Annotated in this window: 28 protein-coding genes; 12 read left to right on the top strand and 16 right to left on the bottom strand. The window is 66.3% G+C overall.

Going from position 1 to position 22,036, the window contains the following annotated elements; all coding sequences use genetic code 11:
- Window positions 1–71 precede the first annotated feature (71 nt).
- Window positions 72–1,982, top strand: coding sequence for a ribonucleoside-diphosphate reductase subunit alpha (locus tag AC4GY7_RS05975; RefSeq protein WP_443584640.1), 1,911 nt, complete (start codon window positions 72–74; stop codon window positions 1,980–1,982).
- Between the two features lie 146 nt (window positions 1,983–2,128).
- A complete protein-coding gene (locus AC4GY7_RS05970; protein WP_491112811.1) occupies window positions 2,129–2,530 on the top strand; it encodes an endonuclease domain-containing protein in 402 nt (133 codons plus the stop codon).
- Between the two features lie 77 nt (window positions 2,531–2,607).
- On the opposite strand, the gene AC4GY7_RS05965 is transcribed toward AC4GY7_RS05970, so the two are convergent.
- On the bottom strand, window positions 2,608–2,859 hold the full coding sequence (locus AC4GY7_RS05965) for a DUF2171 domain-containing protein (protein ID WP_443584638.1): 252 nt from the start codon (window positions 2,857–2,859) through the stop codon (window positions 2,608–2,610).
- Window positions 2,860–2,939: 80 nt separating this feature from the next.
- Here AC4GY7_RS05965 and AC4GY7_RS05960 point away from each other — a divergent pair, with 80 nt between their 5' ends.
- The 3 genes from AC4GY7_RS05960 to AC4GY7_RS05950 are packed head-to-tail and all read left to right on the top strand — an operon-like array spanning window position 2,940 to window position 5,710.
- Window positions 2,940–3,140, top strand: coding sequence for a hypothetical protein (locus AC4GY7_RS05960; protein ID WP_491112482.1), 201 nt, complete (start codon window positions 2,940–2,942; stop codon window positions 3,138–3,140).
- A gap of 33 nt (window positions 3,141–3,173) precedes the next feature.
- On the top strand, window positions 3,174–4,235 hold the full coding sequence (locus AC4GY7_RS05955) for a ribonucleotide-diphosphate reductase subunit beta (RefSeq protein WP_443584636.1): 1,062 nt from the start codon (window positions 3,174–3,176) through the stop codon (window positions 4,233–4,235).
- A 5-nt stretch (window positions 4,236–4,240) separates the two neighbouring features.
- The gene (locus AC4GY7_RS05950) at window positions 4,241–5,710 is read left to right on the top strand and encodes an ATP-dependent nuclease (RefSeq protein WP_491112480.1); all 1,470 of its coding nucleotides are present in this window, start codon (window positions 4,241–4,243) and stop codon (window positions 5,708–5,710) included.
- Between the two features lie 19 nt (window positions 5,711–5,729).
- On the opposite strand, the gene AC4GY7_RS05945 is transcribed toward AC4GY7_RS05950, so the two are convergent.
- Window positions 5,730–6,155 carry an ExbD/TolR family protein gene (locus AC4GY7_RS05945; RefSeq protein WP_491112479.1) on the bottom strand — a complete coding sequence of 142 codons (426 nt, stop codon included), beginning with the start codon at window positions 6,153–6,155 and terminating at the stop codon, window positions 5,730–5,732.
- Between the two features lie 118 nt (window positions 6,156–6,273).
- Here AC4GY7_RS05945 and AC4GY7_RS05940 point away from each other — a divergent pair, with 118 nt between their 5' ends.
- Together AC4GY7_RS05940 and AC4GY7_RS05935 are read left to right on the top strand one after the other, a co-directional pair.
- Window positions 6,274–6,462: a hypothetical protein gene (locus AC4GY7_RS05940; protein WP_491112478.1), complete on the top strand. Its 189-nt coding sequence runs from the start codon at window positions 6,274–6,276 to the stop codon at window positions 6,460–6,462.
- Window positions 6,463–6,673: 211 nt separating this feature from the next.
- Complete coding sequence (locus AC4GY7_RS05935) at window positions 6,674–7,318, top strand: hypothetical protein (protein ID WP_491112476.1); 645 nt, start codon at window positions 6,674–6,676, stop codon at window positions 7,316–7,318.
- Window positions 7,319–7,384: 66 nt separating this feature from the next.
- Here the strand turns inward: AC4GY7_RS05935 and AC4GY7_RS05930 are convergent, their stop codons facing one another.
- The 5 genes from AC4GY7_RS05930 to AC4GY7_RS05910 form a co-directional block, all read right to left on the bottom strand.
- The gene (locus AC4GY7_RS05930) at window positions 7,385–7,720 is read right to left on the bottom strand and encodes an HNH endonuclease family protein (protein ID WP_491112474.1); all 336 of its coding nucleotides are present in this window, start codon (window positions 7,718–7,720) and stop codon (window positions 7,385–7,387) included.
- 102 nt (window positions 7,721–7,822) lie between these two features.
- Window positions 7,823–8,470, bottom strand: coding sequence for an opacity protein (locus AC4GY7_RS05925; protein ID WP_443584629.1), 648 nt, complete (start codon window positions 8,468–8,470; stop codon window positions 7,823–7,825).
- 190 nt (window positions 8,471–8,660) lie between these two features.
- Window positions 8,661–9,275: a hypothetical protein gene (locus AC4GY7_RS05920; protein ID WP_491112473.1), complete on the bottom strand. Its 615-nt coding sequence runs from the start codon at window positions 9,273–9,275 to the stop codon at window positions 8,661–8,663.
- Between the two features lie 84 nt (window positions 9,276–9,359).
- On the bottom strand, window positions 9,360–9,713 hold the full coding sequence (locus AC4GY7_RS05915) for a DNA primase (RefSeq protein ID WP_491112472.1): 354 nt from the start codon (window positions 9,711–9,713) through the stop codon (window positions 9,360–9,362).
- Between the two features lie 64 nt (window positions 9,714–9,777).
- Entirely contained in the window at window positions 9,778–11,046 is a 1,269-nt protein-coding gene (locus AC4GY7_RS05910; protein ID WP_491112471.1) for a multidrug effflux MFS transporter, read from the bottom strand.
- Between the two features lie 105 nt (window positions 11,047–11,151).
- Here AC4GY7_RS05910 and AC4GY7_RS05905 point away from each other — a divergent pair, with 105 nt between their 5' ends.
- Window positions 11,152–11,640, top strand: coding sequence for a hypothetical protein (locus AC4GY7_RS05905; protein WP_491112470.1), 489 nt, complete (start codon window positions 11,152–11,154; stop codon window positions 11,638–11,640).
- Between the two features lie 12 nt (window positions 11,641–11,652).
- On the opposite strand, the gene AC4GY7_RS05900 is transcribed toward AC4GY7_RS05905, so the two are convergent.
- Together AC4GY7_RS05900 and AC4GY7_RS05895 are read right to left on the bottom strand one after the other, a co-directional pair.
- Entirely contained in the window at window positions 11,653–12,108 is a 456-nt protein-coding gene (locus AC4GY7_RS05900; protein WP_491112469.1) for a peroxiredoxin, read from the bottom strand.
- Window positions 12,101–14,776, bottom strand: a complete 2,676-nt coding sequence (locus AC4GY7_RS05895) for a bifunctional [glutamine synthetase] adenylyltransferase/[glutamine synthetase]-adenylyl-L-tyrosine phosphorylase (RefSeq protein ID WP_491112467.1) — start codon at window positions 14,774–14,776, stop codon at window positions 12,101–12,103. Before AC4GY7_RS05895 ends, AC4GY7_RS05900 begins: the two co-directional genes overlap by 8 nt.
- 58 nt (window positions 14,777–14,834) lie before the next feature.
- Between AC4GY7_RS05895 and AC4GY7_RS05890 the strand changes: the two genes are divergently transcribed.
- The gene (locus tag AC4GY7_RS05890) at window positions 14,835–15,005 is read left to right on the top strand and encodes a hypothetical protein (RefSeq protein WP_491112466.1); all 171 of its coding nucleotides are present in this window, start codon (window positions 14,835–14,837) and stop codon (window positions 15,003–15,005) included.
- A gap of 15 nt (window positions 15,006–15,020) precedes the next feature.
- On the opposite strand, the gene AC4GY7_RS05885 is transcribed toward AC4GY7_RS05890, so the two are convergent.
- Together AC4GY7_RS05885 and AC4GY7_RS05880 are read right to left on the bottom strand one after the other, a co-directional pair.
- Window positions 15,021–15,671 carry a sigma-70 family RNA polymerase sigma factor gene (locus AC4GY7_RS05885; protein ID WP_443584621.1) on the bottom strand — a complete coding sequence of 217 codons (651 nt, stop codon included), beginning with the start codon at window positions 15,669–15,671 and terminating at the stop codon, window positions 15,021–15,023.
- 280 nt (window positions 15,672–15,951) lie between these two features.
- A complete protein-coding gene (locus AC4GY7_RS05880; protein ID WP_443584619.1) occupies window positions 15,952–16,761 on the bottom strand; it encodes a response regulator in 810 nt (269 codons plus the stop codon).
- Window positions 16,762–16,885: 124 nt separating this feature from the next.
- On the opposite strand from AC4GY7_RS05880, the gene AC4GY7_RS05875 reads away from it, so the two are divergent.
- The 3 genes from AC4GY7_RS05875 to AC4GY7_RS05865 all read left to right on the top strand — a co-directional run bounded on the left by AC4GY7_RS05875 (window position 16,886) and on the right by AC4GY7_RS05865 (window position 19,196).
- Window positions 16,886–17,173: a NepR family anti-sigma factor gene (locus tag AC4GY7_RS05875; RefSeq protein ID WP_491112464.1), complete on the top strand. Its 288-nt coding sequence runs from the start codon at window positions 16,886–16,888 to the stop codon at window positions 17,171–17,173.
- 53 nt (window positions 17,174–17,226) lie between these two features.
- Window positions 17,227–18,774, top strand: coding sequence for a sensor histidine kinase (locus AC4GY7_RS05870; RefSeq protein WP_491112810.1), 1,548 nt, complete (start codon window positions 17,227–17,229; stop codon window positions 18,772–18,774).
- A 287-nt stretch (window positions 18,775–19,061) separates the two neighbouring features.
- Window positions 19,062–19,196 carry an entericidin A/B family lipoprotein gene (locus AC4GY7_RS05865; protein WP_443584616.1) on the top strand — a complete coding sequence of 45 codons (135 nt, stop codon included), beginning with the start codon at window positions 19,062–19,064 and terminating at the stop codon, window positions 19,194–19,196.
- Between the two features lie 86 nt (window positions 19,197–19,282).
- Here AC4GY7_RS05865 and tatC read toward each other — a convergent pair whose 3' ends face one another.
- From tatC to AC4GY7_RS05840, 5 genes are read right to left on the bottom strand one after another with little or no spacing between them, the layout of a single operon-like run.
- Window positions 19,283–20,062, bottom strand: coding sequence for a twin-arginine translocase subunit TatC (gene tatC, locus AC4GY7_RS05860; protein WP_491112462.1), 780 nt, complete (start codon window positions 20,060–20,062; stop codon window positions 19,283–19,285).
- Window positions 20,059–20,436 carry a Sec-independent protein translocase protein TatB gene (gene tatB / locus AC4GY7_RS05855; protein WP_491112460.1) on the bottom strand — a complete coding sequence of 126 codons (378 nt, stop codon included), beginning with the start codon at window positions 20,434–20,436 and terminating at the stop codon, window positions 20,059–20,061. The genes tatC and tatB overlap by 4 nt, the downstream gene beginning before the upstream one ends.
- A 25-nt stretch (window positions 20,437–20,461) precedes the next feature.
- Window positions 20,462–20,710 (bottom strand): Sec-independent protein translocase subunit TatA, encoded by a 249-nt coding sequence (locus AC4GY7_RS05850; RefSeq protein WP_443584613.1) that lies wholly within the window; start codon window positions 20,708–20,710, stop codon window positions 20,462–20,464.
- Between the two features lie 27 nt (window positions 20,711–20,737).
- Window positions 20,738–21,313, bottom strand: coding sequence for an SMC-Scp complex subunit ScpB (scpB, locus tag AC4GY7_RS05845; protein WP_491112459.1), 576 nt, complete (start codon window positions 21,311–21,313; stop codon window positions 20,738–20,740).
- Complete coding sequence (locus AC4GY7_RS05840) at window positions 21,310–22,035, bottom strand: segregation and condensation protein A (protein WP_491112458.1); 726 nt, start codon at window positions 22,033–22,035, stop codon at window positions 21,310–21,312. Before AC4GY7_RS05840 ends, scpB begins: the two co-directional genes overlap by 4 nt.
- Window position 22,036 lies beyond the last annotated feature (1 nt).

Raw genomic sequence — 22,036 nt, 5'->3', positions numbered from 1 at the left:
CGGGCCGCCATGGTGGTAGCATGGAAATGCGCCGCCGATTCGAACACTTAGGGAACAAAGGATCGGTTTCGATGGATTTCAGGGACACGCAGGGTGAGGCCATGACCGACACGATCGAAGCGACCGCCGCCGATGCCGCAGCCGAGGCACCCGCCACGAGCGGCAGCAAGGCGATCCACCCCCGGCCCTATCCGGTCGAGGTGGATCACAGCCGCGATGCGCTGCTCACCGATTTCGGCAAGGAAACGCTGAACGATCGCTACCTGCTGCCCGGCGAAAGCTATCAGGACCTCTTCGTCCGCGTCGCCTCGGCCTATGCCGACGATGCCGCCCATGCGCAGCGCCTGTACGACTATATCTCGCGCCTGTGGTTCATGCCGGCGACGCCGGTGCTGTCGAACGGCGGCACCGGGCGCGGCCTGCCGATCAGCTGCTATCTCAATTCGGTGCCCGACAGCCTCAACGGCATCGTCGACACCTGGAACGAGAACGTCTGGCTCGCATCGCGCGGCGGCGGCATCGGCACCTATTGGGGCAATGTGCGCGGCATCGGCGAACCCGTCGGCCTCAACGGCAAGACCAGCGGCATCATCCCCTTCGTCCGCGTGATGGACAGCCTCACCCTCGCGATCTCGCAGGGCTCGCTGCGCCGCGGCTCGGCCGCCTGCTACCTCGACATCTCGCATCCCGAGATCGAGGAATTCCTCGAAATCCGCAAACCCTCGGGCGATTTCAACCGCAAGGCGCTGAACCTGCACCATGGCGTGCTGCTCACCGATGCCTTCATGGAGGCGGTGCGCGACGGCAGGGAATGGAACCTGCTCAGCCCCAAGGACCAGACCGTCCGGGCGACCGTCGACGCGCGCTCGCTGTTCCAGAAGCTCGTTGAAACCCGCCTGCAGACCGGCGAGCCTTATATCGTCTTCGCCGACCATGTGAATCGCACGATGCCCAAGCATCACCGCGAACTCGGCCTCAAGGTGTCGACCTCCAACCTGTGCTCCGAGATCACGCTGCCGACCGGCCGCGACCATCTCGGCAACGATCGCACCGCGGTCTGCTGCCTGTCCTCGCTCAACCTCGAAACGTGGGACCAGTGGAAGGACGACAAGGTCTTCATCGAGGACGTGATGCGCTTCCTCGACAACGTGCTGCAGGATTACATCGACCGCCACGAGCCGGGCATGGAGCGCGCCGCCTATTCCGCCGCACGCGAACGCTCGGTCGGTTTGGGCGTCATGGGCTTCCACTCCTTCCTCCAGGCGCGCGGCCTGCCCTTTGAGGGAGCGATGGCCAAGTCGTGGAACCTGCGCATCTTCAAGCACATCAACGCACAGGTGAACGAAGCCTCGATGCAGCTCGCCGTGGAGCGCGGCCCCTGCCCCGATGCCGCCGACGTCGGCGTGATGGAGCGGTTCAGCTGCAAGATGGCGATCGCGCCGACCGCGTCGATCAGCATCATCTGCGGCGGCACCTCGGCGTGCATCGAGCCGATCCCGGCGAACATCTACACCCACAAGACGCTGTCGGGCAGCTTCTCGGTCAAGAACCCCTATCTCGAAAAGCTGCTGGTCGAGAAATCGAAGAACAGCGAAGCGGTGTGGAGTTCGATCCTCGAACATGGCGGTTCGGTCCAGCATCTCGACTTCCTCTCGACAGAGGAAAAGGACTGCTACAAGACCAGCTTCGAGATCGACCAGCGCTGGCTGCTCGAACTCGCCGGCGATCGCACGCCCTATATCGACCAGGCGCAGTCGCTGAACCTGTTCATCCCGGCGGACGTCGAGAAATGGGACCTGCTGATGCTCCACTTTCGCGCATGGGAGCTCGGCATCAAGTCGCTCTATTACCTGCGCTCCAAGTCGGTGCAGCGCGCCGGCTTCGCCGGCAGCGGCGGCGTGGAGGCCGACAACACCATCGCCGCGCCGAAGTTCGAGATCGGCGAGACGACGGATTACGACGAATGCCTGGCGTGCCAGTGAGGTGATGGGTCGGCGCTGGAGTCATGCCAACTCCCCCTCACCCTTCCGCGGCTGCGCCGCTCCCTCCCTCTCCCACAAGGGGAGAGGGATTGGGTGAATCTCCCTCTCCCCTTGTGGGAGAGGGAAGGGGCCCGCGGCCGTTGGCCGTGGGAAGGGTGAGGGGAAACGACGAAGGCCTGACCAAGCGCCAGCGCCTCCCCGCCACCGTCGCCACCCGCTCGCGAGAGCTACGCCAGCAAGCCGGGGAGCCCGAACGCCGTCTGTGGCGAGCCTTGCGTGAGGCCCTGCCGGAGGCGAAATTCCGCCGTCAGGTTCCGCTAGGCCCCTACCACGCCGACTTCTGCTCGCACGGCTGCCGCCTGATCGTCGAGGTCGATGGCGACGACCACGCCACCAGACTGGAACGGGACGAGGCGCGCACCCGATTCCTCCATGATGAAGGCTATGACGTGATCCGCTTCGCCAATGCCGATGTCATGCAGACCACAGACGGCGTCGTGACCGCGATCGCGTCCGCCATCGCGCACAAGCAAAAGGGCCGCCCATGATGGGCGGCCCCCTCACCTTCCCACGGCCTGCCACTGCAGGCCTCTCCCTCTCCCACGTGGGGAGAGGGGCAGAAACCTCACTCCGCCTCTTCGAACATGTCGACGGCGTTCTGCGCGGTGGCCGACAGGCGGACCGTGTCGCCTTCGATCTCGGCGACCAGGCCTGCGGGCAGGTAGTGGTGCTTGGCGCCCTGCCCGTCCTCGGTGCTCGGCGAATCGTTCTTGGTCAGCTTGATGCGCTCGCCATCGACGTGGTCGACGGTGCCGACATGGACGCCGTCGGCGCCGATGACCTTCATATGCTCCTTGATGTTGCTGTGATCGTGCATCGTGCGTCTCCTCAAATGGGTTCGGCGGTGAAACGAGCCGGTCCCCAATTGGATGCATCGATCACGGGAAGGCTGCACTGATGCCGCTCGAAAGCATCATCATGTTCGCCGTCGCCGCGGTGTTCGGCCTTGCCGGCGCGTGGCTGCTGCTCCAGTTGCGCGTGCCCCAGGGGCCGGCGCGCGTCTATGTCTATCGCATGGTCGGCATCATGAGCCTTGCCGCCGCCATCGTTCTCGCCTTTTCGGCCACCGCCATGTGGCGCTGGTCCGTCCAACCCTGATCCGCTTCCCCAAAGTTTACCCGGAGTAACCCCATGCCCCTTCTCGCCGCCTCCAAGCAGTACAAGCCCTTCGAATACCCCTGGGCGTTCGAATTCTGGAAGCGCCAGCAGCAGCTGCACTGGCTGCCCGAGGAAGTGCCCCTGGGCGAGGATTGCCGCGACTGGGCGCAGAAGCTGACCGATCACGAGCGCAACCTGCTGACCCAGATCTTCCGCTTCTTCACCCAGGCCGACGTCGAGGTGCAGGATTGCTACCACGAGAAATACGGCCGCGTGTTCAAGCCGACCGAGATCAAGATGATGCTGACCGCGTTCAGCAACATGGAGACGGTGCACATCGCCGCCTACAGCCACCTGCTCGACACGATCGGCATGCCGGAAAGCGAATATGGTGCCTTCCTCGAATATGCCGAGATGAAGGAAAAGCATGACTACATGCAGAACTTCGGCGTCGACAGCGACGAGGACATCGCCCGCACGCTCGCCATGTTCGGCGGCTTCACCGAAGGCGTGCAGCTGTTCGCCAGCTTCGCGATGCTGATGAACTTCCCGCGCTTCAACAAGATGAAGGGCATGGGCCAGATCGTCACCTGGTCGATCCGTGACGAGAGCCTGCACTGCGAGGGCATCATCAAGATGTTCCACACCTTCGTGAAGGAACGCCAGTGCCTCACCAAGGCGGTGAAGGACGATATCGCCGACGTCTGCCAGACGACGATCCGGCTGGAGGACAATTTCATCGACCTCGCCTTCGAAATGGGGCCGGTCAACGGCATGACGCCCAAGGAGATCAAGAAGTACATCCGCTACATCGCCGACTGGCGGATGGGGCAGTTGGGCCTGAAGCCGATCTACATGATCGACGAACACCCCCTGCCATGGCTCGCCCCGATGCTGAACGGCGTCGAGCACGCCAACTTCTTCGAACAGCGCGCCACCGAATATTCGAAGGCCGCCACCAAGGGCCAGTGGAACGACGTCTGGGATTCGTTCGACAAGCGCCAGAAGGCGAAGAGCGCCAAGCCGGCGAACGAGGATCTGGGGCTGCTGGATGGCGGCGACATGTTCTCGCGGGCTGGCGTGGCGGCGGAGTAAGCGAATTGGACTATACGACCGATATCCGAGAAGGAACCCTAACCGATCTGCGTGAGCGAGTGCGACAGCGCAAGTTCGACAAGTATCTGTTATCCATCCATCTCGAAAAAATTCGGTCGTTAGTCGATCAGACGATTACATTTGAATTTCCCGTGACAGCTATCATTGGGCCTAACGGTGGAGGTAAATCGACCGTTTTGGGCTCAGCAGCACTCGCGTACAAGGACATCACACCAAGGACATTCTTTGCAAAGAGTCATATTGGGGATGACTCGATGCAAGACTGGAAAATGGACTACGAATTAATCGATCGCTCAGTTGTACCCGGCGGACCCACTTCCAGAATTTCGAAGTTTCACAATAAGAAATGGGTCCGCGATAACGCAACCAATCGCGAGGTCAGGGTGTTTGGCATCGCTCGAACTGTACCGGCTACTGAAAAATCGATTTTTCAGCGAATGCTAAAGGCAACTTTTAAGGTCCGCGGCGGGCTTCAGTCTATACCGTCCGATATCGCCTCTAAAGTCGCGTTGATCCTTGGCAAGCCGGTAGATAAATATCAGCGTGGTGGCCTTACAGACAAAGAGAACTTTTACTTAGGATACAACAATCACGGCCAATATTCCGAGTTGCATTTTGGAGCTGGTGAGGCGTCAATTCTGCGCATGGTACATGAGCTTGAATTAATGCCGGATTCTTCGCTCGTCTTGATAGAAGAACTGGAAAATGGCCTTCATCCAATTGCTGTCGCAAAAATGCTTGAATATCTTGTCGACCTCAGCGCCAGGAAAAAGATCCAAGTCATCTTTACAACGCATAGCGACATTGCAATTGCCCCCCTTCCCCGGGAAGCTGTATGGGCATCGGTTGACGGCAAGCTTCAACAGGGAAAGCTATCAGTCGAAGCCACCCGTGCGATCTCCGGGAGGGTGGATCGGAAACTATCGATATTCACCGAAGATAGCTTTGCGGAACTGTGGGTTCGTATAATTCTGAATAAGTGCCTAGGCGAAGATACTCGTCAAGTTGGCGTCTTCGGCCTTTCGGGTGATAGTATTGCAGTAGCAACCCACAGGCATCACAAAGCCAATCCTGCGATTGACACAAAATCCCTTTGCATGCTGGATGGCGATTCGCAGATGGACGAGCATATATCTGACGGCATCATAAAACTTCCCGGAAGCCAGCCAGAGAATTACATTTTTTCTTTTGCCGCAGACGACATTGATGACGCGGCAGGTATTCTATCTGCCTATTGTCAATTTGATCCAACACGGCAGCACGATTTCAAGTCGGCAATATCTAAGATTAGGTCAAATACGGAGGATCCGCATCTCTACTTTAGTAAACTCGGCATAGAGCTTGTCTTTATATCCGAGGAAGTAGTGAAACGGGGATTTCTTACGTACTGGTGCGACAAGTCCGCCAGCGAACTAGACCGCATTGAGAAAATAGTCAGGCCGTATTTAACGTAATTGGCAGCCAGATTAAACCTCACTCCACCATCGCCTCATTCCCCGCAAACCCCAGCCGCGTGATCCCCGCGCGCTTCGCCTCCGCCAGCACTTGGTCGAACCGCTCGTAGCGCGCTTCGGGGTCGGTCTTCATCACCAGCAGCGCCTTGGGGTCGGCGTCCAGCGCCTTGAAGCGCGCGGGCATGGCGGCATCGCTCAGCGCCGCACCGTCCAGCGTCACCGTGCCGTCGCGGGCCAGCAGCAGCGGGTGCGCCACCGTTTCGGATGGCGGTGCCTTGCCCTGCGGCAGGTCGATGGCCACCTTGTGCAGCACGGTCGGCAGCGTCAGGATCATCATTACCAACAGAACCAGCATGACGTCGATCAGCGGCGTGATGTTGAGGTCCGACAGCGGCTCGTCGAAGGCGGGGCCGGCCGGGGTGGAGAAGGCACGCTTGCGTGGCATCCTGAGTCTCCTTGTCGATGTGATGGTAGAACATCACTCTTCATCCTCGCCGTCAAGAGGCGGCGCTTAACCCTTCCCCGCAACCATCCGGCAACCCGCCCGCTGGCATCAGGCTGCGATGCTCCCCAATCCGCGCCTCTTCCGCAGCCGCTGGGCGGCGCTGCTCTGGGCCGGCGGCATCCTGTGGTTCGCCTATGACGTCGCCGGTTCGGCGCCCGCCGGCAACGGCGCGGCGATCACCGATGCGAGCGGCGCGGAGGCCGACGCCGCCGATCTCGCCGCCGTCGCCAATCTGATCGACGACTGACCCGCACGCATGCCGCCCCGCGCTGCGGCGCACGGCGTACCGATCCGGCGACCGTTGCGGATCGCCCGGGCAGCGGGTTGGACTGCCTCCGCCCCGGCCTCGTGCCAGGTCGCTGATCCGCCACGCCTTTCCGCACCGCGCCGAGGCCCCCCTGTCCTACCCATGCCTTTGCGCCTAGCTGAGCCGGTTCCTCGCAACAGGAGCACAGCGCATGTCATCGTTCATGGACGGCACCATCCCGATTCCCATTACGCCTGCCGGGCCGGAGGACGTCGATCCGCCCGCGCACGCCACACCGCCGCGCGGCCATCGCCCCAAGGCACCAAGAGAGATCGTCGAGGATCGCCTGACGGTCGAACTGCGGCGGCGCCGCGACGGCTGGACCGCGGAACGCCAGCGCATCTTCCTCAACACGCTCGCCAACACCGGCCGCGTCACCGAGGCGGCGGAGATGGCGGATATCACGCCGCGCTCCGCCTACCGGCTGCGCAACCATCCGCAGGGCGCAGCCTTCGCCAAGGCGTGGGACGCGGCGATCATGCGGGCCAGTGGTCGCCTGCTCAGCGTCGCGATGGAACGCGCGATCAGCGGCACGCCGCAGGTCATCTGGCGCGAAGGCCGGATCGTCGCCGAAACCGCGACGCCGTCCGACCGGATGCTGATGTTCCTGCTGCGCCACCTCAACCCGGCGCTGTTCGATCCGAGCGCCACGGCCGGCGGGCGCGCGCATCGGCTCGCCCTTCGCGCACAAGGCTTCGCGCCGGCGATGGCGGCGATCACCGATACCGACGTCGAGGCGGACCTGCTCGATATCGACGATTATCGCCACCAGCCGCCGTCCGAACAGGCGCCGTGACGGCATGCGCGTGGGTGAGACTTTTGTGACTTTCCGAGCCCGACGCCACCCGCCGAGCAGGCGCGCTCAGCGCCGCCGCCGCACCGGGGCGTGGAAATCGGCGGGCTTGTCGGCGATCCAGCGCAGGAAGCGGGCAATGTCGGGATGGGTGCGCAGCACCGCCGGGTCGGCATAATCGCGCGCCAGCGCGGCATTGGGCAGGGTTGCATGGACGGTACGGTGGCAGATCGGATGGACGGCGGCGGTGACGCGGCCGCCCTCCGATTTGGGGACGAGATGGTGCCACTCCACCTTGGCGCCGAGCGGCCGCCCGCAGATCGCGCAGGGCGGCGGCGGCACCTCGCGCGCGGCCCGTGCGGCGGCCTCTGCCAGCCCCGCCTTGCGCTTCACCCGTCCGGTCATCGTCAAGGCCATATAGGAAGGCGCGCGCGACGCCCCAACGGCAAGAGGGCGGGCCTGCGCTGTGCAGACCCGCCCTCCCGCTGTTGCCCTGACGGGAACGGTTTAGAAGTGCGCGACCACGCCGCCCATCGGACGGAAGCTGTGGGCGTCGTCGAACGTCGACACTTCGAGGCGCAGACGCAGGCCCGAATTGCCGGTGATGCCGCCCAGGCCGATGTCCTTCGGACCGACTTCGGTGCCGATGCCGTAGACGGTCGCGTGATAGTCGCGGTTCAGGTTACCGACCACGCCCGGAGCGAACTTGTCGAAGTTGTTCCAGCGATAGCCGACCTTGCCGTAGAACAGGCCGCTGTCGCCGGCGCGGAAGCCGAAGCGGCCGTAGGCGCCATACTGCCAGTCGATGTCACCCGACACGCCCTTGGCGACCGAACCCTCGGCGCCGACGAACACCGGACCCAGCGGCACGTTGAAGCCGACGATGCCCTCGATCAGCGCGCCGTCCAGGTTGTAGCCCTTGGGCTGCGCGGGGATGCCGGCGACGGCCTGACGGTCGAACTGCTCCCAGCCGCCCATCACGGCGACGTACGGCTCGATGCCGAACGCGCGGGTGCCATCGGGAGCCTGCGGCGCGGTGTCGACGGGGGCCGGAGCCGCCGCATCGGTCGTGCCGGTGGTCGACATGTCCTGCGCGAAGGCGGGGACGGCGAACGACGCTGCCGCAACGGCGGCCGCGAGGGCGAGCTTACGCATATGTGATTACCTTGTGTTGCCTCAACTCGGGCGGCGGCGATGCGATCGCCGGCCTGCCCAGGCCCCTCCAAACAGGCCAATTACGGCTTTGTTGCAGCGCGATGGAACTTTCGGTCGGAACCTGCCGAGTTGTGGCTTTGCCGCAACACTTCCTGTCATGATGATGAACGAAATGCGGCTTTTGCGTGGTTCAGCGTGCCACAGTTGGTGCGACATTGGGGCGCGATGCCATCTCGCTCTTGCGAATACGCCAGGCGTGCGCGTGCGGATCGTCGCTCGGGATGCCGTCCGCCGCCTTGTGCAGCACGAGGGTGTCGGTCAGCCGGAACGGCGTGCCCGACCGCTCTGTCCCGGTGATCGTGACCGGCACGCTGATGTAGCGCTGCCCTGCCCCTGCGTCAGGGTCGAAGGGCGTGCCCACCGTCGCCTTGAAGCCGGCGTAGCGACCGAACTGCGCCGCCAGCGCCGCCCGGCTCATGCCTGCCGGTGCAGCAGCACCGTCCCACAGGCTCCAGGCCTCATCATAGCGCCCGGCGGACAGCGCCGCGACGTAGCGGCCGACGACAGCCTCGGGCGACGCATCGTCGGGCAGCGGCGCCGGCGTGGCGGTCGCCGCCGGGGTCGCGACCGTGGCGCTGGCCGTGGGGGCCGTCGCCGGCGTCGCCGCATAATTGGCGATGTCGGTCTGCGCCCGCGACGCCGCCGCCGCGACGTCGACTCCATTCTGGCGCGAGGAGGAGTCGGGGTCGGAACACCCGACCAGCGCGGCAGCGCATAGCGCGCCGGGTACCAGGAACTTACGCATGACGGTCAGCATACTCGTTGGCCGTTCAACGAACGGGGATGGGAACGGGGGCAGCGCCAGGGCCGCCCCGCCGCGCACCGTTCCTCAGGGCCGCAGCGCCACGTCGTCGGCATCGTCGACGTCGGCGTCATCCTCGGCATCGTCGCTCGTGCCGTCGTCGAAGGCATCCTGCGCGTCATCCTCGTCCATGTCTGCTTCGTCCATGGTGACGCTGGCGTCGGTCTCGCCGACTTCTTCCGAATCCATGTCGAGGTCGTCGATACTCTCGTCCTCGGCATCCTCGTCGCCCAGATCGGGGTCGAGGTCGGTCAGCACCAGCCCGTCGCTCGGGCCGTTGCGCGTCGCCTCCAGGATCTCGGCGCGCTGGCTTTCGTCATAGCCTTCCTCGTCGTAGCCGTCGTCGCCCGACCCGTGGCTCATGACCTGGTGTCCGCCCATGGTAACCTCCTTCAGTGTGGAGGTGCGAACGGCGGGACGGCGGCGCGGGTTCCCGCGAACCGCGTCAGGCCGGTCGGAACAGACGGCCGCGCTCGGTGACGATCACCACCAGCAGCGCGACGATCCCGCACACCAGGAAGCCGCCCGCGAGCGGCGCGGTCGTCCCGTCGAACGCCTGGCCGATGACGACACCGATCATCGCGCCGAAGGTCACGCTGGTGAAGCCCTGCACGCTGGAGGCGGTGCCGGCGATGCCGCCCATATTCTCCATCGCCATCGACGAGAAGTTGGAGGTGGCAAGGCCGAAGCAGCCCATGGTCAGCGCCTGCAGCGCCACGAAGCCGACCAGCGTCTCATACCCCGCCAGCGCGATGGCGAGGTGGATCGCGCTCAGCACGACGAGCAGGCTGACCGCGCTATGGCTGATGAGCCGGGTGCCGAGGCGCATGACGAGCCGCGCGTTGGTGAGGTTCGCCGCGGCCATCAGCATCGCGGTCAGCGCGAACATCACCGCCAGCAGCCGCGGCCGCTCAAACGTGTCGAACATGATCTGCTGCACCGAGTTGAGATACCCGTACAGCGCGCCCATCAGCGAGGTCGAGGCGAGCGTATAGCCCAGCGACCAACGATCCGACAGCGTCTGCCGCCAGCCCGACACGATGCGGCCGGCGGCGAGCGGCTGCTGCGCCTCGGGATGGAGCGTCTCGGGCATGCGGACGAAGAACCAAGTCCAGATGCCCAGGCTGATGCCGCCGATCACCCAGAAGATGCCGCGCCAGTTGGCGAACAACAGCACCGTCTGGCCGAAGGCGGGCGCGAGGACGGGCACGATCATGAACACCATGAACGCGATCGACATGACGCGAGCCATCGGCCGGCCGTGATAGCAATCACGCACCATCGCCACCGTCGCGACCCGCGTGGCGGCGACCATCGCACCGCCGAACACCCGCGCGGCCAGCAACAGGGTGAAGCTAGCCGACACCGCGCAGGCGACATTGGCGACCGCATAGCCGCCGATCGCCCACAGCAGCACGGTGCGCCGTCCGAAGCGATCGGCGAGCGGGCCATGCGCGAGCTGCGCGATGCCGAAGCCGAGGACGAAGGCGGTGATGATGAACTGCCGCTCGTTCTCGGTGCCGACGCCCAGGGCCCGGCCCATCGCCGGCAGCGCAGGCAGCATCGAATCGATGCCGAGCGCCGCCAGCGACATCAGCGCCGCCACCAAGGCGACGAATTCGACGAAGCCGATCGGCGCGCCGGCCGGCTCGGCAACGGCGACGGGAGGCGTGCCGGGATCGACCGGCGCCGGGGAGAGGGATGAACGGGTCACGATGCGCCTCCCCTAACCGTTGGAACGGCGGACCGAAACCCCGCTTGAACGATGATGGCCGCTCCCTTACGCGGTGTGGTGACATAACACACACGGAGGATCGCCATGACCCGCCTGCTCGTCTGCGCCGCCGCGCTCGCCCTGCCGCTCGCCGCCTGCGACCGCCCGGGCCAGGGCACCTCGGTGACGATCAACGCCGATGGCGGCAATACGCTCGGCTCGATCGATGCGCGCTCGGGCGAGGTGAAGATCGACGTCCCCGGCTTTTCGGGCCAGATCAAGCTGCCCAGGGTTCAGCTCGACGCGACCAACTTCGATCTCAACGGCGTCCGCCTCTATCCCGGCTCGACCATCGATGCGGTGGATGTCGGCGCAGGCGGGAAGGACTCGGGCGTGCGCATCCGCTTCACCAGCCCGGCAACGCCGGATCAGGTCCGCGGCTGGTTCGGCGAACGGCTCGGCAAGGCCGGCTTCACCCTGAAGCAGGACGGCGCAGGCCTCACCGGCACCACCGAAGAGAACAAGCCCTTCCGCCTCGACCTCACCGGCGATGGCGCCACGCGGGCCAGGGGCACGATCGTGCTGGGCGGCTGAACCGCCCGGCCTTCACAACGCGTGCACCGCCTCCAGCACGGCGGCGGCATGGCCCGGCACCTTCACCTTGCGCCACGCCTTCGCCAGTCGGCCGTCCGCGCCGAACAGGAAGGTGGCGCGCTCGATGCCCATATAGGTGCGCCCGTACATCTGCTTTTCGCCCCACACGCCAAAGGCGTCGCAGGCGCTGCCGTCCTCGTCGCTCGCCAGGCTGACGGTGAGGGCATGCTTGGCGATGAACTTGCCGTGCGCGGCGGGCGGATCCTTGCTGATCCCCATCAGGCTGGCGCCCGCCGCGGCGAAGGCCTCGGACAGCGCGGAGAAGTCCTGCGCCTCGCGGGTGCAACCGGTGGTATCGTCCTTGGGGTAGAAATAGATCACCGCGGGCAGCGGCAGGTCGGTCAGCCGGACAGCCACACCGTCCGGGGTCATCACCGTCACTGCCGGTATCGTCGCGCCGTCATCCATCCGCATCTCCTGTCATCGCGGTCCACGCCGCCTCGACGTCCCGCCGCGTCGCGGCAAGGGCGGCGAGCACGGCCTCCCAGTCATCCAGCCGCAGCGCCCGTGCGATAAGATCGCGTGTCGCCGCCGGCGGCTCCGCGGCATCGGGGGCGACGAGGCGCAGCGTCACCAGCAACCGCGTCAACAGATCGTGCGCCGGGCCCAGCGCCTCCGGCAACAGCCCCTCGCCCGCCAGCGCTTCGATCGCATGGGCAAGCCGCGGATCGAAGCCGGTGCGATGGCAGAGCTGCGCCAGATGCACGGTGAATTCCAGGTCGACCAGCCCACCCGGCAGCAGCTTGGCATCGAGCGGCCCGGTCGCCGGTTTGTGCCGCGCCATCTCGGCCCGCATCGCCTTGGCTTCGGTGGCGAGGTCGCGCTCCGGCCGCGCGCCGCCCAGCACCTCGGCGATCACCGTCGCCACCGCGTCGCGTGCCGCCGCCGACCCGAACACCGGCCGCGCCCGGGTGAGCGCCATATGCTCCCACGTCCACGCCTCCTCACGCTGGTAGCGCGCGAAGGACTCGACCGACACCACGAGAGGCCCCTGCGTCCCCGACGGCCGCAGCCGCGTATCGACCGGATAGAGCGGCCCGGCCGCGGTCGGTACCGATAGCGCCGCCGTGATCCGCTGCGCCAGCCGGTTGTAATAGAGCGTCGCGCCCAGCGGCTTTGGCCCGTCCGACTCGGCGTGGAAATCGCCGGTGAACAGGTAGACGAGGTCGAGGTCACTGGCATGGGTCAGCGCCCCGCCGCCCAGCCGCCCGAACGCCAGGATGACCAGCTCGCCGCCCGGCACCTGACCATGCGCGCGCGCGAACTCCGCCACCGTTTCGCCTGCCAGCACCGCGATCGCCGCCTCGGCCAGCCGCGCATAGCCCGCCGCCGCGTCCAGCGGGTCGGCGGCACCCGCCACCACCTGCGATCCCAGCGCGAACCGTTTCTCGCCGACCAGGCGGCGAACATGATCCAGCGTCGCCTGATAGTCCCGCCCCTCTCCCGTCCGCATCTCGGCGGCGATGGCCTCGACGCTGCCGAGCGGCTCGAACGCGCTCGCATCGATCAGCCAGTCGATCAGCTCGGGCCGGGTCGCCAGCGCATCGGCAAGCGGCGCGGCATGGCTGAGGATCGTCGCCAGCAACGCCGCGAGCCCCGGCCGCGCCTCCAGCAGCCGCAGGATGTTGATCGCGCTCGACAGCCGCTCCAGCAGCACGTCGAGGCGCACCAGCGCCGCGGCGGGATCGGGCGCCCCCGCCAGCGCGGGCATCAGCACCGGCAGCACCGCCTCCAGCGCCTCGCGCGCCGCCGGGCTGCGCAGCGCCGGATAGCGCCCCGCCCGCCAGCCCGCGACCCGCGCCGCCGCCGCGACGCCATCGCCGAAGCCGCTCTCCGCCAACCGCGCGGCCAGCGCCTGTTCCTCGTGCGGGAACCCCGCCGGCCGGCCCTCGTCGAGCGCGTCGTAGATGCGGCCGGCACGCTCCACCGGCCCGCGCAGCAGCGCGATCAGCGCGCCGCCCCCCGCCAACCCGTGCAGCCGCGCCACCCGGTCGAGCGCGTCGCCCGCCGGCAGGGTGTGCGTCTGGCGATCGTCGATCATCTGCACGCGATGTTCGATCGTCCGCAGCAGCGTGTACGACCGGGTCAGCGCCGCGGCCTCATCCTCCCCGATCCACCCTGCCGCCGCCAGCCGCGCCAGCGCATCCCGAGTCGCCGGCGCTCGCAGCGCGGGATCGCGCCCGCCATGGATCAGCTGGTGGATTTGCGCGAAGAACTCCGCCTCGCGAATGCCGCCACGCCCGCGCTTCAGGTCATAGCCCGCGCCCAAGGCCTGGCCGCTGGCGTAATGATCGCGGATGCGGCGCGACAGGTCGCGGATCTCGCCGATCGCACCGAAATCGAGACCCCGCCGCCACACGAACGGCCGGATCGCTTCCAGAAAATACCGACCCAGCGCGAGGTCGCCGGCGGCGGCGCGGGCGCGGATGAACGCCGCCCGCTCCCACGTCAGTGCCCGGCTTTCGTAATAGGCGATGGCGCCCTCGACCGGCAGCGCGATCGGCGTCGCCTCCGGCGAAGGCCGCAGCCGCAGGTCGACGCGCAACACATAGCCGTCACCGTCGCGCGCCTGTAGCAGCTCAACCACACGCTTGGCGATCCGTACCGCAGCCTCTTCGGGCTCCTCGCGCGCGCGACGGGGGAGCGTGTGCGGGTCGAACAGCAGGATGGGATCGATGTCCGAGGAATAATTGAGCTCGCGGCTGCCCTGCTTGCCGAGCGCGATAGCGACGAAGCCGCGCGGTTCGGCGCCCGGTGTCCGCTCCTCGATCGCGGCACGGATGGCGCAGTCGAGCGCCCGATCGGCGAAGTCGCTCAGCGCATGGGTGACGGCTGTCAGGTCCATCGCCCCCGCCAGATCGCCGATCGCCGTCGTCAGCGCGAGCGCACGGCGATCGAGACGCAGCCGTCGGGCGGTCGGCATATCGGCCGTCGCACTCGACCACGCCGGATCGAACACGCCGGCCGCAAGTCGCTCGGCAAGTTCCGGCTCACGATCGAGCAACAGGGCAAGGAACGGCGCGTTCGCCCGCGCCCGCTCCAGCGCGGCAACCGGATCAACGCTCTCAGCCGGCACGGCTTTGACTGCCGATCGAACCGGCGCAACGATTTAGCGGGATGGTCGTTGGAAGCGCATGAACACCGATCCGCATCTGGCCACCAAGACGCATACGGGTGATTATCTGGTCCGCACGCCGCGTGCGACCGATGCACTCGGCCATGTCCTGCGCGGTGTGTTCGGCGACACGCGGATGCCCGACGATTGGGTCGCTCTGCTCCATCGTCTCGACCGCGTCACCCATTGATGAAGAACCGCGGCCTCAGTGGCCGCGGCTGAGTTCGTCGACCTCACCCATGATCGTGTCGAGCGCGGTCTTGTTGACGTCCGTCTCATGTTCGCGGCGCGACGGCAGCGCGCCTTCGCTCAGGATGTTCTCGAGCGCCACGCGTCCGCGCGCCACCCGGCTCTTGATCGTGCCGACCGCCACCTGGCAGATCTCGGCCGCTTCCTCATAAGCGAAGCCGCCTGCACCGACGAGGATCAGCGCCTCGCGCTGCGGCTGCGGCAGGTGCAACAGCGCCCGCTGCATGTCGCCCAGCTCGACGTGCCGGTCCTGACTGGCCGGCGCGGCAAGGATTCGGTCGGCGACCAGATCGTCCCACTCGCCCTTGAAGCGTGCACGGCGCATCTGTGAGAGGTACAGGTTGCGCAGGATGATGAAGGTCCATGCCCGCATGTTCGTGCCGGCCTGGAAGCGCTGACGCGCCGCCCAGGCCTTCAGCAACGTTTCCTGCACCAGATCGTCGGCGAGGTCGCGGCTGCCGGACAGCGAACGCCCGAATGCGCGCAAGTGCGGGATCACCTGCGCCAGCTGCTTCTTGAACTCGGGGTCGGACAGCGCGACGTGTTCGACGGGCTCCACCGGCGTGTCGTCGTCTTCGTAATCGTCGCGCGTAGCGGGCTGGGTCATGCAAATCCGTTCGAAGCCGGGGACAACGTGCCGCCTTTGCCGCAACATAGGTGTCCGCGCCGGCAATTGCCAGTGAAGCGGGGTAACCGCTTTAACGCAGGATGAGGAAAGCGAAGATCACGATGATCAGCACGAGCGAGATGCCGAGGACGTAGCGGGTCACGCCCGGCGTCGCCCCGGCACGGGCTTCGGTGGTGGTCACATGCACTGGTTCGTTCGGATCAGCCATGATCGTGAAAACCCCCGAAGTCCGTTTTGGGTCCGTAACTTTCTTGGGCCGTCAGACGACGGCGGTCGGAATGGTCGCTTCGTCGAAGAACAGCGCCTGGCTGATCGCCGCCTTCACCGTAGAGCGCTGGAACGGCTTGGTGATGAGGAAGGTCGGTTCGGGGCGTTCGCCGGTGAGCAGCCGCTCGGGGAAGGCGGTGATGAAGATCACCGGCACTTCGAATTCGGCGAGGATGTCCTTCACCGCGTCGATGCCCGAACTGTCGTCTGCCAGCTGGATGTCGGCGAGCACCAGGCCCGGGCGATCCTCCATGGCGAGCGCGACCGCTTCGTCGCGCGTCACCGCGACGCCGGTCACCTCGTGGCCCAGGTCGCGCACGATCGTCTCGATGTCCATCGCGATGATCGGCTCGTCCTCGATGATGAGCACCCGGGCGCGAGTCTGCTTCTCGATCTCGGCCAGCGCCTCGGCGACTAGGGTTTCGACCTCGCTGGTGTCGACCTCGATCAGATAGGCCGCGTCTTCGGGCGTAAACCCTTCCATCGCGGTCAGCAGCAGCGCCTGCCGCGACAGCGGCGTCATGCGGGCGAGGCGCGCGCGCGCCACGGCCTCGGTGCCCTCGGCATCGCTCTGCGAGGTCTGCTCTTCGCCATCGGCATTGGCCGATGCCCAGATGCCCTGGAACATGCGGTACAGGCCCAGACGCGGATCGACGTCGCGCGGGAACTGGTCGGGCGCGGCGACGATCGCCTCCAGCGTCGCGCGGACGTATTTGTCGCCCTGATGCTGACTGCCGGTCAGGGCCCGGCCGTAGCGCCGCAGGAAGGGAAGGTGCGGTGCGAGTTGCTGTCCAAGCGACATGGGTGGTGATCACTCCCTGAGATACTGAGCGGGCGCCTGATCTGTGCGGGCGACCGCGGCTTTGCAACGTGTTTGTCGAAGAACCCACCCGCCCCCACGGACCTGCGGAATTTTCGCACAGCCGATGGAACCAACGAACGCGATTTTGGTTTCATCGGCCATTGAACGGGTTAACCGCTCCTCGAAGGTGGCCCCGTTTGTGTTGCGTCGAATGCCTGGACTCGCCGGGCCACCAGGGGGACTGTTGGAATTGCCCAGCGATAAGGACCGGAAAACGTCTTCCAAGAAATCTCCCGCCAAGGTTCAAAGCAAGGATCGCGACATGGGCGCGGCCCTGCGATCTGCCTATCAGCGGACGGTGGATGAACACGTTCCCGACGAAATGCTCGACCTCCTGAACAAGCTCGCATAGCAGGGGGCATGGCCTCCACCTTCGACGCCGCCTCCCATACGCGACGCGCGGCCATGGCGCCTGTGTCCGCGCTCTCCCGCCTGCCGACCGGCGCCAAGCTGTTCATCACGCTCAGCATCGCGCTGCTGCTGCTGGCGCTGATCGCGATCGGCGCGACCTTGCAGACCGGCCGCACCGCCGATGCCGAAGCGCGCGCACGGCTGCGCATCGCCGCCAATGAAAGCGCACGCAGCATCGCCATCGAGCTGATCGGCGACATGACCGCGCTGCGCGTCGCAGTGAACGCATTGCAGGTCGATGCCGCCGACGCGCCCAGCTGCGCACGCGCCCAGGGCGTATTCGCGCAGCAGGCGACCACCGGCACGCGCTTCTCGATCGTCGACCGCAATGGCCGCCTGCTCTGCGGCGAAGCCTTCGATGGCGGCGCAGCACTCGATTCCAGCACCGCGGTCGGCGCGGCGATCGTGCCGGAGCGCGGGCTGATCCTGTCGATCGCCGGCCCCCGTCGCGGCCCCAGCGCACGGGTGTTCTTCCCACAGGCCTTTCTCGCCCGCCTCGCCGCGCCGTCCAGCCGGGCGATCCCGCTCGCCAGCGCGCTGGTCCATGGCGACGACACGCTCGACCTCGCCAGCATCCCGGACCTGGGGCCGCTGGACAGGGTGGAGACGGTGGAAACCGACCTCGGCCTCGGCGGCCTCGCCTTGCGGACCAGCATCCGCAGCGCGCCGATCACCTCGTCCTTCCTCGTCGCGCTGCTGCTGCCGCTGCTGATGTGGGCGGCCGCCGCGGGACTGTCGTGGTTCATCGTCGATCGCCTGCTGATCCGGCCGCTGCGCCGGCTGCGCGCCAGCGTCGCCTCCTATACCCCGGGCGAGGTGATCGATCCGGGCAAGCTCGGCCCGCTGCCCGCCCAGGAAATCCGCGAACTCGGCGACACCTTCCGCGCCATCAGCCGCACCGTCGCGCTGCACGAGGCCGGCCTCGCCGAGGCAGTCGTCCGGCAGACCAAGCTGACGCGCGAGGTCCACCACCGGGTCAAGAACAACCTGCAGGTCATCTCCAGCCTTATCAACTTCCACGCGCGTGGGGCGCCCAGCGCGGACGCCAGCGCTGCCTATGCCTCCATCCAGCGCCGCGTCGATGCGCTCGCCGTCGTCCACCGCAACCATTTCGCCGAAATGGAGGATAACCGCGGCCTCAACCTGCGATCGGTGATCGGCGAACTCGCCTCCAACATCCGAGCCACGGCGCCGGAGGGCGCGACCAGCCTGTCGATCGCGCTCGATATCGATCCCTACCTCGTCAACCAGGACGTCGCCGTCGCCGTCGCCTTCCTCGTCACCGAGACGATCGAGCTTGCGATGACCGCCGATCCGGCTGCGCAGATCCGGGTCGCGATCAAGCCAGGCGACGACGACAAGAAGGCGAAGCTGCGCGTCGTGTCCCGCGCCTTTGTCGAGAGCGAGACGCTGGAGAAGCTTCTCTCCACCCGTTACGGGCGGGTCATCGAGGGCTTGTCGCGTCAGCTGCGCGCGCCGCTGCATCATGACCCGATGACGGGCGCGTACGAGATCGCCATCGCCGTGCTTGGCCGCGACTGACACCCTCGGAAAAGCCCGTAAAAAATTTCGCGAATTTCGTATCTGCTGCGGGAACCGAACATCCGGCGCAGGGTTATGCAGTACGGATCGCGACCTTATGCCCCCCGCTCTCGCGATCCACGACATAGGCCCGGAAGCATCCACCCCTCCCCCCCCCCCGGTGATGCTTTCGGGCCTTTAACGTCTCCAGCCATCTTCGTGTCTTTGTCGGCGCCATGCATTGCGCAGCCGGAACGAAACGGCCCAATCGAACATTTCATCCCCGGCATTCATGCTCAGGAGGTTCTATGCGTAAGGTTCTCGGATTGGTCGTCGTGGCAGGTGCGCTGATGGTCAGCGCGTGCAACACCGTCGAAGGCGTCGGCAAGGACGTGAGCTCGGCCGGCAAGACCGTCGCGAAGACCGCCGACGACGCCAAGTAAAACAGGCGCAGCCCGATCGGCTGAACGAAAAAGGCCTCGCTCTCGATCGAGAGCGAGGCCTTTTTTGATGTTCACCCTCCGTGGCTTCAGGCTTCGACGATGTCGGTGCCGGCTTCCTTGGACCGCTTGCGCTCGGTGAACCAGATGCCGATGATCGCCAGCTCGTACAGCACGATCAGCGGCACCGCGAGCAGCACCTGGCTCATCAGGTCGGGCGGGGTCAGCACTGCGGCGATCGCCGTCGCGCCGACGATCGCGTAGCGGCGTGCGCCGATCAGCTGCTTGCGCGTCACGATCCCCGCCCGCTCCAGCAGCATGAGCAGCACCGGCAGGAGGAAGGCGAGGCCGAAGGCGAACAGGAACTGCATGACGAACGACAGGTAGTTGCCGATGCCCGGCAACGCCTCCTGCTGCACCCCGCCGATATTGCCCTGGAAGCTCAGCAGGAAGTGCAGCGCCATGGGGATGGCCATATAATAGGCCAGCGCCGCGCCGGCGACGAAGAGGATCGGCGTGGCCAGCAGGAACGGCAGCAGCGCGCGCTTTTCCTTGCGGTACAGGCCCGGCGCGACGAACTGCCACAGCTGGTTGGCGATCACGGGAAAGGCGATCATCATCGCCGCGAAGAACGCGACCTTCACCTTGACGAAAAACGCCTCAAAGATCTGCGTGTAGATCAGCGTCTTCTGCCCCGCCGACAGCAGCGGCTGGACGAGGAAAGCGAAAATATTCTCGGCGAAATAATAGCTGACGCCGAACGCCACGATCAGCGCGGCGATGCAATACAGCAACCGCCGACGCAGCTCGATCAGGTGATCCAGCAGCGGCGCCCGGCTGGCATCGATCTCGTTCTGGTCCTCGGTCATGACGGCGTACTATCGGGACGCGGTGCGGGGTGATGCTCGGGGGCCGGCGCAACGACGGGCTTCTCCACCATCACCGGTGGTGCCTCGTCCTCGGCCGGCGCGGGTTCGGCTGCAGCTTGCGACTCCGCATCCGACGTGGCGGGATGTTCGGCCATGATGCGCGCATTCTCCGCGGCCCAGCGCTTCTCCATCTCCTCCAGCTCGGCCTCGCGGACCATGTTGTCGAAGCCCTGGCGGAAGGAGCGCGCGACGCCGCGCGCCTTGCCGACCCAATAGCCGACGACACGCATGGCTTTCGGCAGGTCCTTGGGCCCGATCACCACCAGCGCCACGAAGGCGACCAGCAGGAATTCGGACGGCGCGATATCGAGCACGTGAGCGCCTTCTGATCGTCAGGCGTTAGCGATCGTCGCCGATGCTGTCGCGCACGCGATTGCCATCGCGATCGAAGGCCGGATCGGCGGTCTTCTTGGCTTCGATGCGCGGCGCGGGCTTGGCGGACGCGTCGTCCTCCTCGGCCATGCCCTTCTTGAAGTTCTTCACGCCCTTGGCGACGTCGCCCATCAGGTTCGAGAAGCGACCGCCACCGAGCAGCAGGATCGCGACGACGGCGAGGACGAGCAGATGGATCGGGCTGAAACTGCCCATGGCATATCTCCTAGAATACCGTCCCATCTAGTCGGTATCGCCGTCGGATTCCACCTCCAAAGCTGTCATCGTCATGTCCACCGGATCGAGCAGCCCGGCGACCCGCAGATCGTCGATTCCCGGCAGGTCCCGGCGGCTGGCCAGGCCGAAGTGCGCGAGGAAACCCGGCGTCGTCGCATAGGTCAGCGGCCGCCCCGGCACCTCGCGGCGACCGGCCGGGCGGACCCAGCCGGCCTCCATCAGCACGTCGAGCGTGCCCTTGCCCGTCTGCACGCCACGGATCGCCTCGATCTCCGCGCGGGTGACGGGTTCGTGGTACGCGATGATCGCCAGCGTCTCGATCCCCGCCCGACTCAGCCGCCGTACCTCTTCGCGATCCCGCCGCAACAGATGCGCGAGGTCCGGTGCGGTTTCGAAATGCCAGCGGTCGCCGCGGCAGACGAGGGCGATACCCCTGCCCGCATAATCCTCCACCAGCCGCGCCAGCGCGGCGCGCACGTCGACCCCGCCGACATGTGCGCGGATCGAATCGATCGTGAGCGGCTCGGCGGCCGCAAACAACACCGCCTCCACCGCCCGCACGCCGTCGTCCGGCGGAGTCACCGCAGCGCCTTCACGTACAAGGGCGCGAACGGGGCATGCTGGCGCAGTTCCACCCGCCCCTGCTTGGCGAGTTCGAGCGCGGCGAGGAACGACGATGCCAGCGCGGACTTGCGCAACCGCCCCGATCCGTCCGGCAGGAAGCTCTCCAGCACCGACCAGTCGATCCGCGTACCGACCAGCCGCGAGACGCGCTCCAGCGCCGCCTCCAGCGTCATCACCTCCCGGTCGGCGACGACGTGCATCACCGGCCGGTTGCGGGCGTTGATCTGCCCGTAAGCGGCGATCAGGTCGTAGATCTCCGCCTGCCATTGCGATCGGCGCAGTGTCCGCAAGCCTTCCGGATTCGGGCGGGCGAACACGTCGCGCCCCAGCCGGTCACGCGCCATCAAGCGTGCACCGGCTTCCCGCATCGCCGCAAGCCGTTCCAGCCGGCGTTGCAGACGCATCGCCATGTCTTCGGGATCCGGCTCATCCTCTGCGGCGCGGGGCAGCAACAGCGCCGATTTCAGGTAGGCCAGCCATGCCGCCATCACCAGATAATCGGCCGCCACCTCCAGCGCGAGCGTCTGCCGCTGGTGGATGTAGCGGAGATATTGCTCGACCAGCGCTAGGATGGAGATGTGACGGAGATCCACCTTCTGCGCGCGAGCCAGCGTCAACAGCAGGTCGAGCGGCCCTTCCCATCCCTCCAGATCTAGCGTCAGTTGTTCGGGTTGCGACACC

It is taken from the genome of Sphingomonas sp. SP5 (assembly GCF_058313455.1).
Note: the sequence above shows the minus strand (reverse complement) of the source record. Positions and strands in the feature narration are given on the sequence as shown.

What these genes read in the sequence shown, in the direction of transcription:
- AC4GY7_RS05975 (WP_443584640.1), top strand. Translation starts at nt 72, where the DNA reads ATGGATTTCAGGGACACGCAGGGTGAGGCCATGACCGACACGATCGAA.
- AC4GY7_RS05965 (WP_443584638.1), bottom strand. Translation starts at nt 2,859, where the DNA reads ATGCACGATCACAGCAACATCAAGGAGCATATGAAGGTCATCGGCGCC.
- AC4GY7_RS05960 (WP_491112482.1), top strand. Translation starts at nt 2,940, where the DNA reads ATGCCGCTCGAAAGCATCATCATGTTCGCCGTCGCCGCGGTGTTCGGC.
- AC4GY7_RS05955 (WP_443584636.1), top strand. Translation starts at nt 3,174, where the DNA reads ATGCCCCTTCTCGCCGCCTCCAAGCAGTACAAGCCCTTCGAATACCCC.
- AC4GY7_RS05945 (WP_491112479.1), bottom strand. Translation starts at nt 6,155, where the DNA reads ATGCCACGCAAGCGTGCCTTCTCCACCCCGGCCGGCCCCGCCTTCGAC.
- AC4GY7_RS05940 (WP_491112478.1), top strand. Translation starts at nt 6,274, where the DNA reads ATGCTCCCCAATCCGCGCCTCTTCCGCAGCCGCTGGGCGGCGCTGCTC.
- AC4GY7_RS05935 (WP_491112476.1), top strand. Translation starts at nt 6,674, where the DNA reads ATGTCATCGTTCATGGACGGCACCATCCCGATTCCCATTACGCCTGCC.
- AC4GY7_RS05930 (WP_491112474.1), bottom strand. Translation starts at nt 7,720, where the DNA reads ATGACCGGACGGGTGAAGCGCAAGGCGGGGCTGGCAGAGGCCGCCGCA.
- AC4GY7_RS05925 (WP_443584629.1), bottom strand. Translation starts at nt 8,470, where the DNA reads ATGCGTAAGCTCGCCCTCGCGGCCGCCGTTGCGGCAGCGTCGTTCGCC.
- AC4GY7_RS05920 (WP_491112473.1), bottom strand. Translation starts at nt 9,275, where the DNA reads ATGCGTAAGTTCCTGGTACCCGGCGCGCTATGCGCTGCCGCGCTGGTC.
- AC4GY7_RS05915 (WP_491112472.1), bottom strand. Translation starts at nt 9,713, where the DNA reads ATGGGCGGACACCAGGTCATGAGCCACGGGTCGGGCGACGACGGCTAC.
- AC4GY7_RS05905 (WP_491112470.1), top strand. Translation starts at nt 11,152, where the DNA reads ATGACCCGCCTGCTCGTCTGCGCCGCCGCGCTCGCCCTGCCGCTCGCC.
- AC4GY7_RS05900 (WP_491112469.1), bottom strand. Translation starts at nt 12,108, where the DNA reads ATGGATGACGGCGCGACGATACCGGCAGTGACGGTGATGACCCCGGAC.
- AC4GY7_RS05890 (WP_491112466.1), top strand. Translation starts at nt 14,835, where the DNA reads ATGAACACCGATCCGCATCTGGCCACCAAGACGCATACGGGTGATTAT.
- AC4GY7_RS05885 (WP_443584621.1), bottom strand. Translation starts at nt 15,671, where the DNA reads ATGACCCAGCCCGCTACGCGCGACGATTACGAAGACGACGACACGCCG.
- AC4GY7_RS05880 (WP_443584619.1), bottom strand. Translation starts at nt 16,761, where the DNA reads ATGTCGCTTGGACAGCAACTCGCACCGCACCTTCCCTTCCTGCGGCGC.
- AC4GY7_RS05875 (WP_491112464.1), top strand. Translation starts at nt 16,886, where the DNA reads ATGGAACCAACGAACGCGATTTTGGTTTCATCGGCCATTGAACGGGTT.
- AC4GY7_RS05870 (WP_491112810.1), top strand. Translation starts at nt 17,227, where the DNA reads ATGGCGCCTGTGTCCGCGCTCTCCCGCCTGCCGACCGGCGCCAAGCTG.
- AC4GY7_RS05865 (WP_443584616.1), top strand. Translation starts at nt 19,062, where the DNA reads ATGCGTAAGGTTCTCGGATTGGTCGTCGTGGCAGGTGCGCTGATGGTC.
- tatC (WP_491112462.1), bottom strand. Translation starts at nt 20,062, where the DNA reads ATGACCGAGGACCAGAACGAGATCGATGCCAGCCGGGCGCCGCTGCTG.
- AC4GY7_RS05850 (WP_443584613.1), bottom strand. Translation starts at nt 20,710, where the DNA reads ATGGGCAGTTTCAGCCCGATCCATCTGCTCGTCCTCGCCGTCGTCGCG.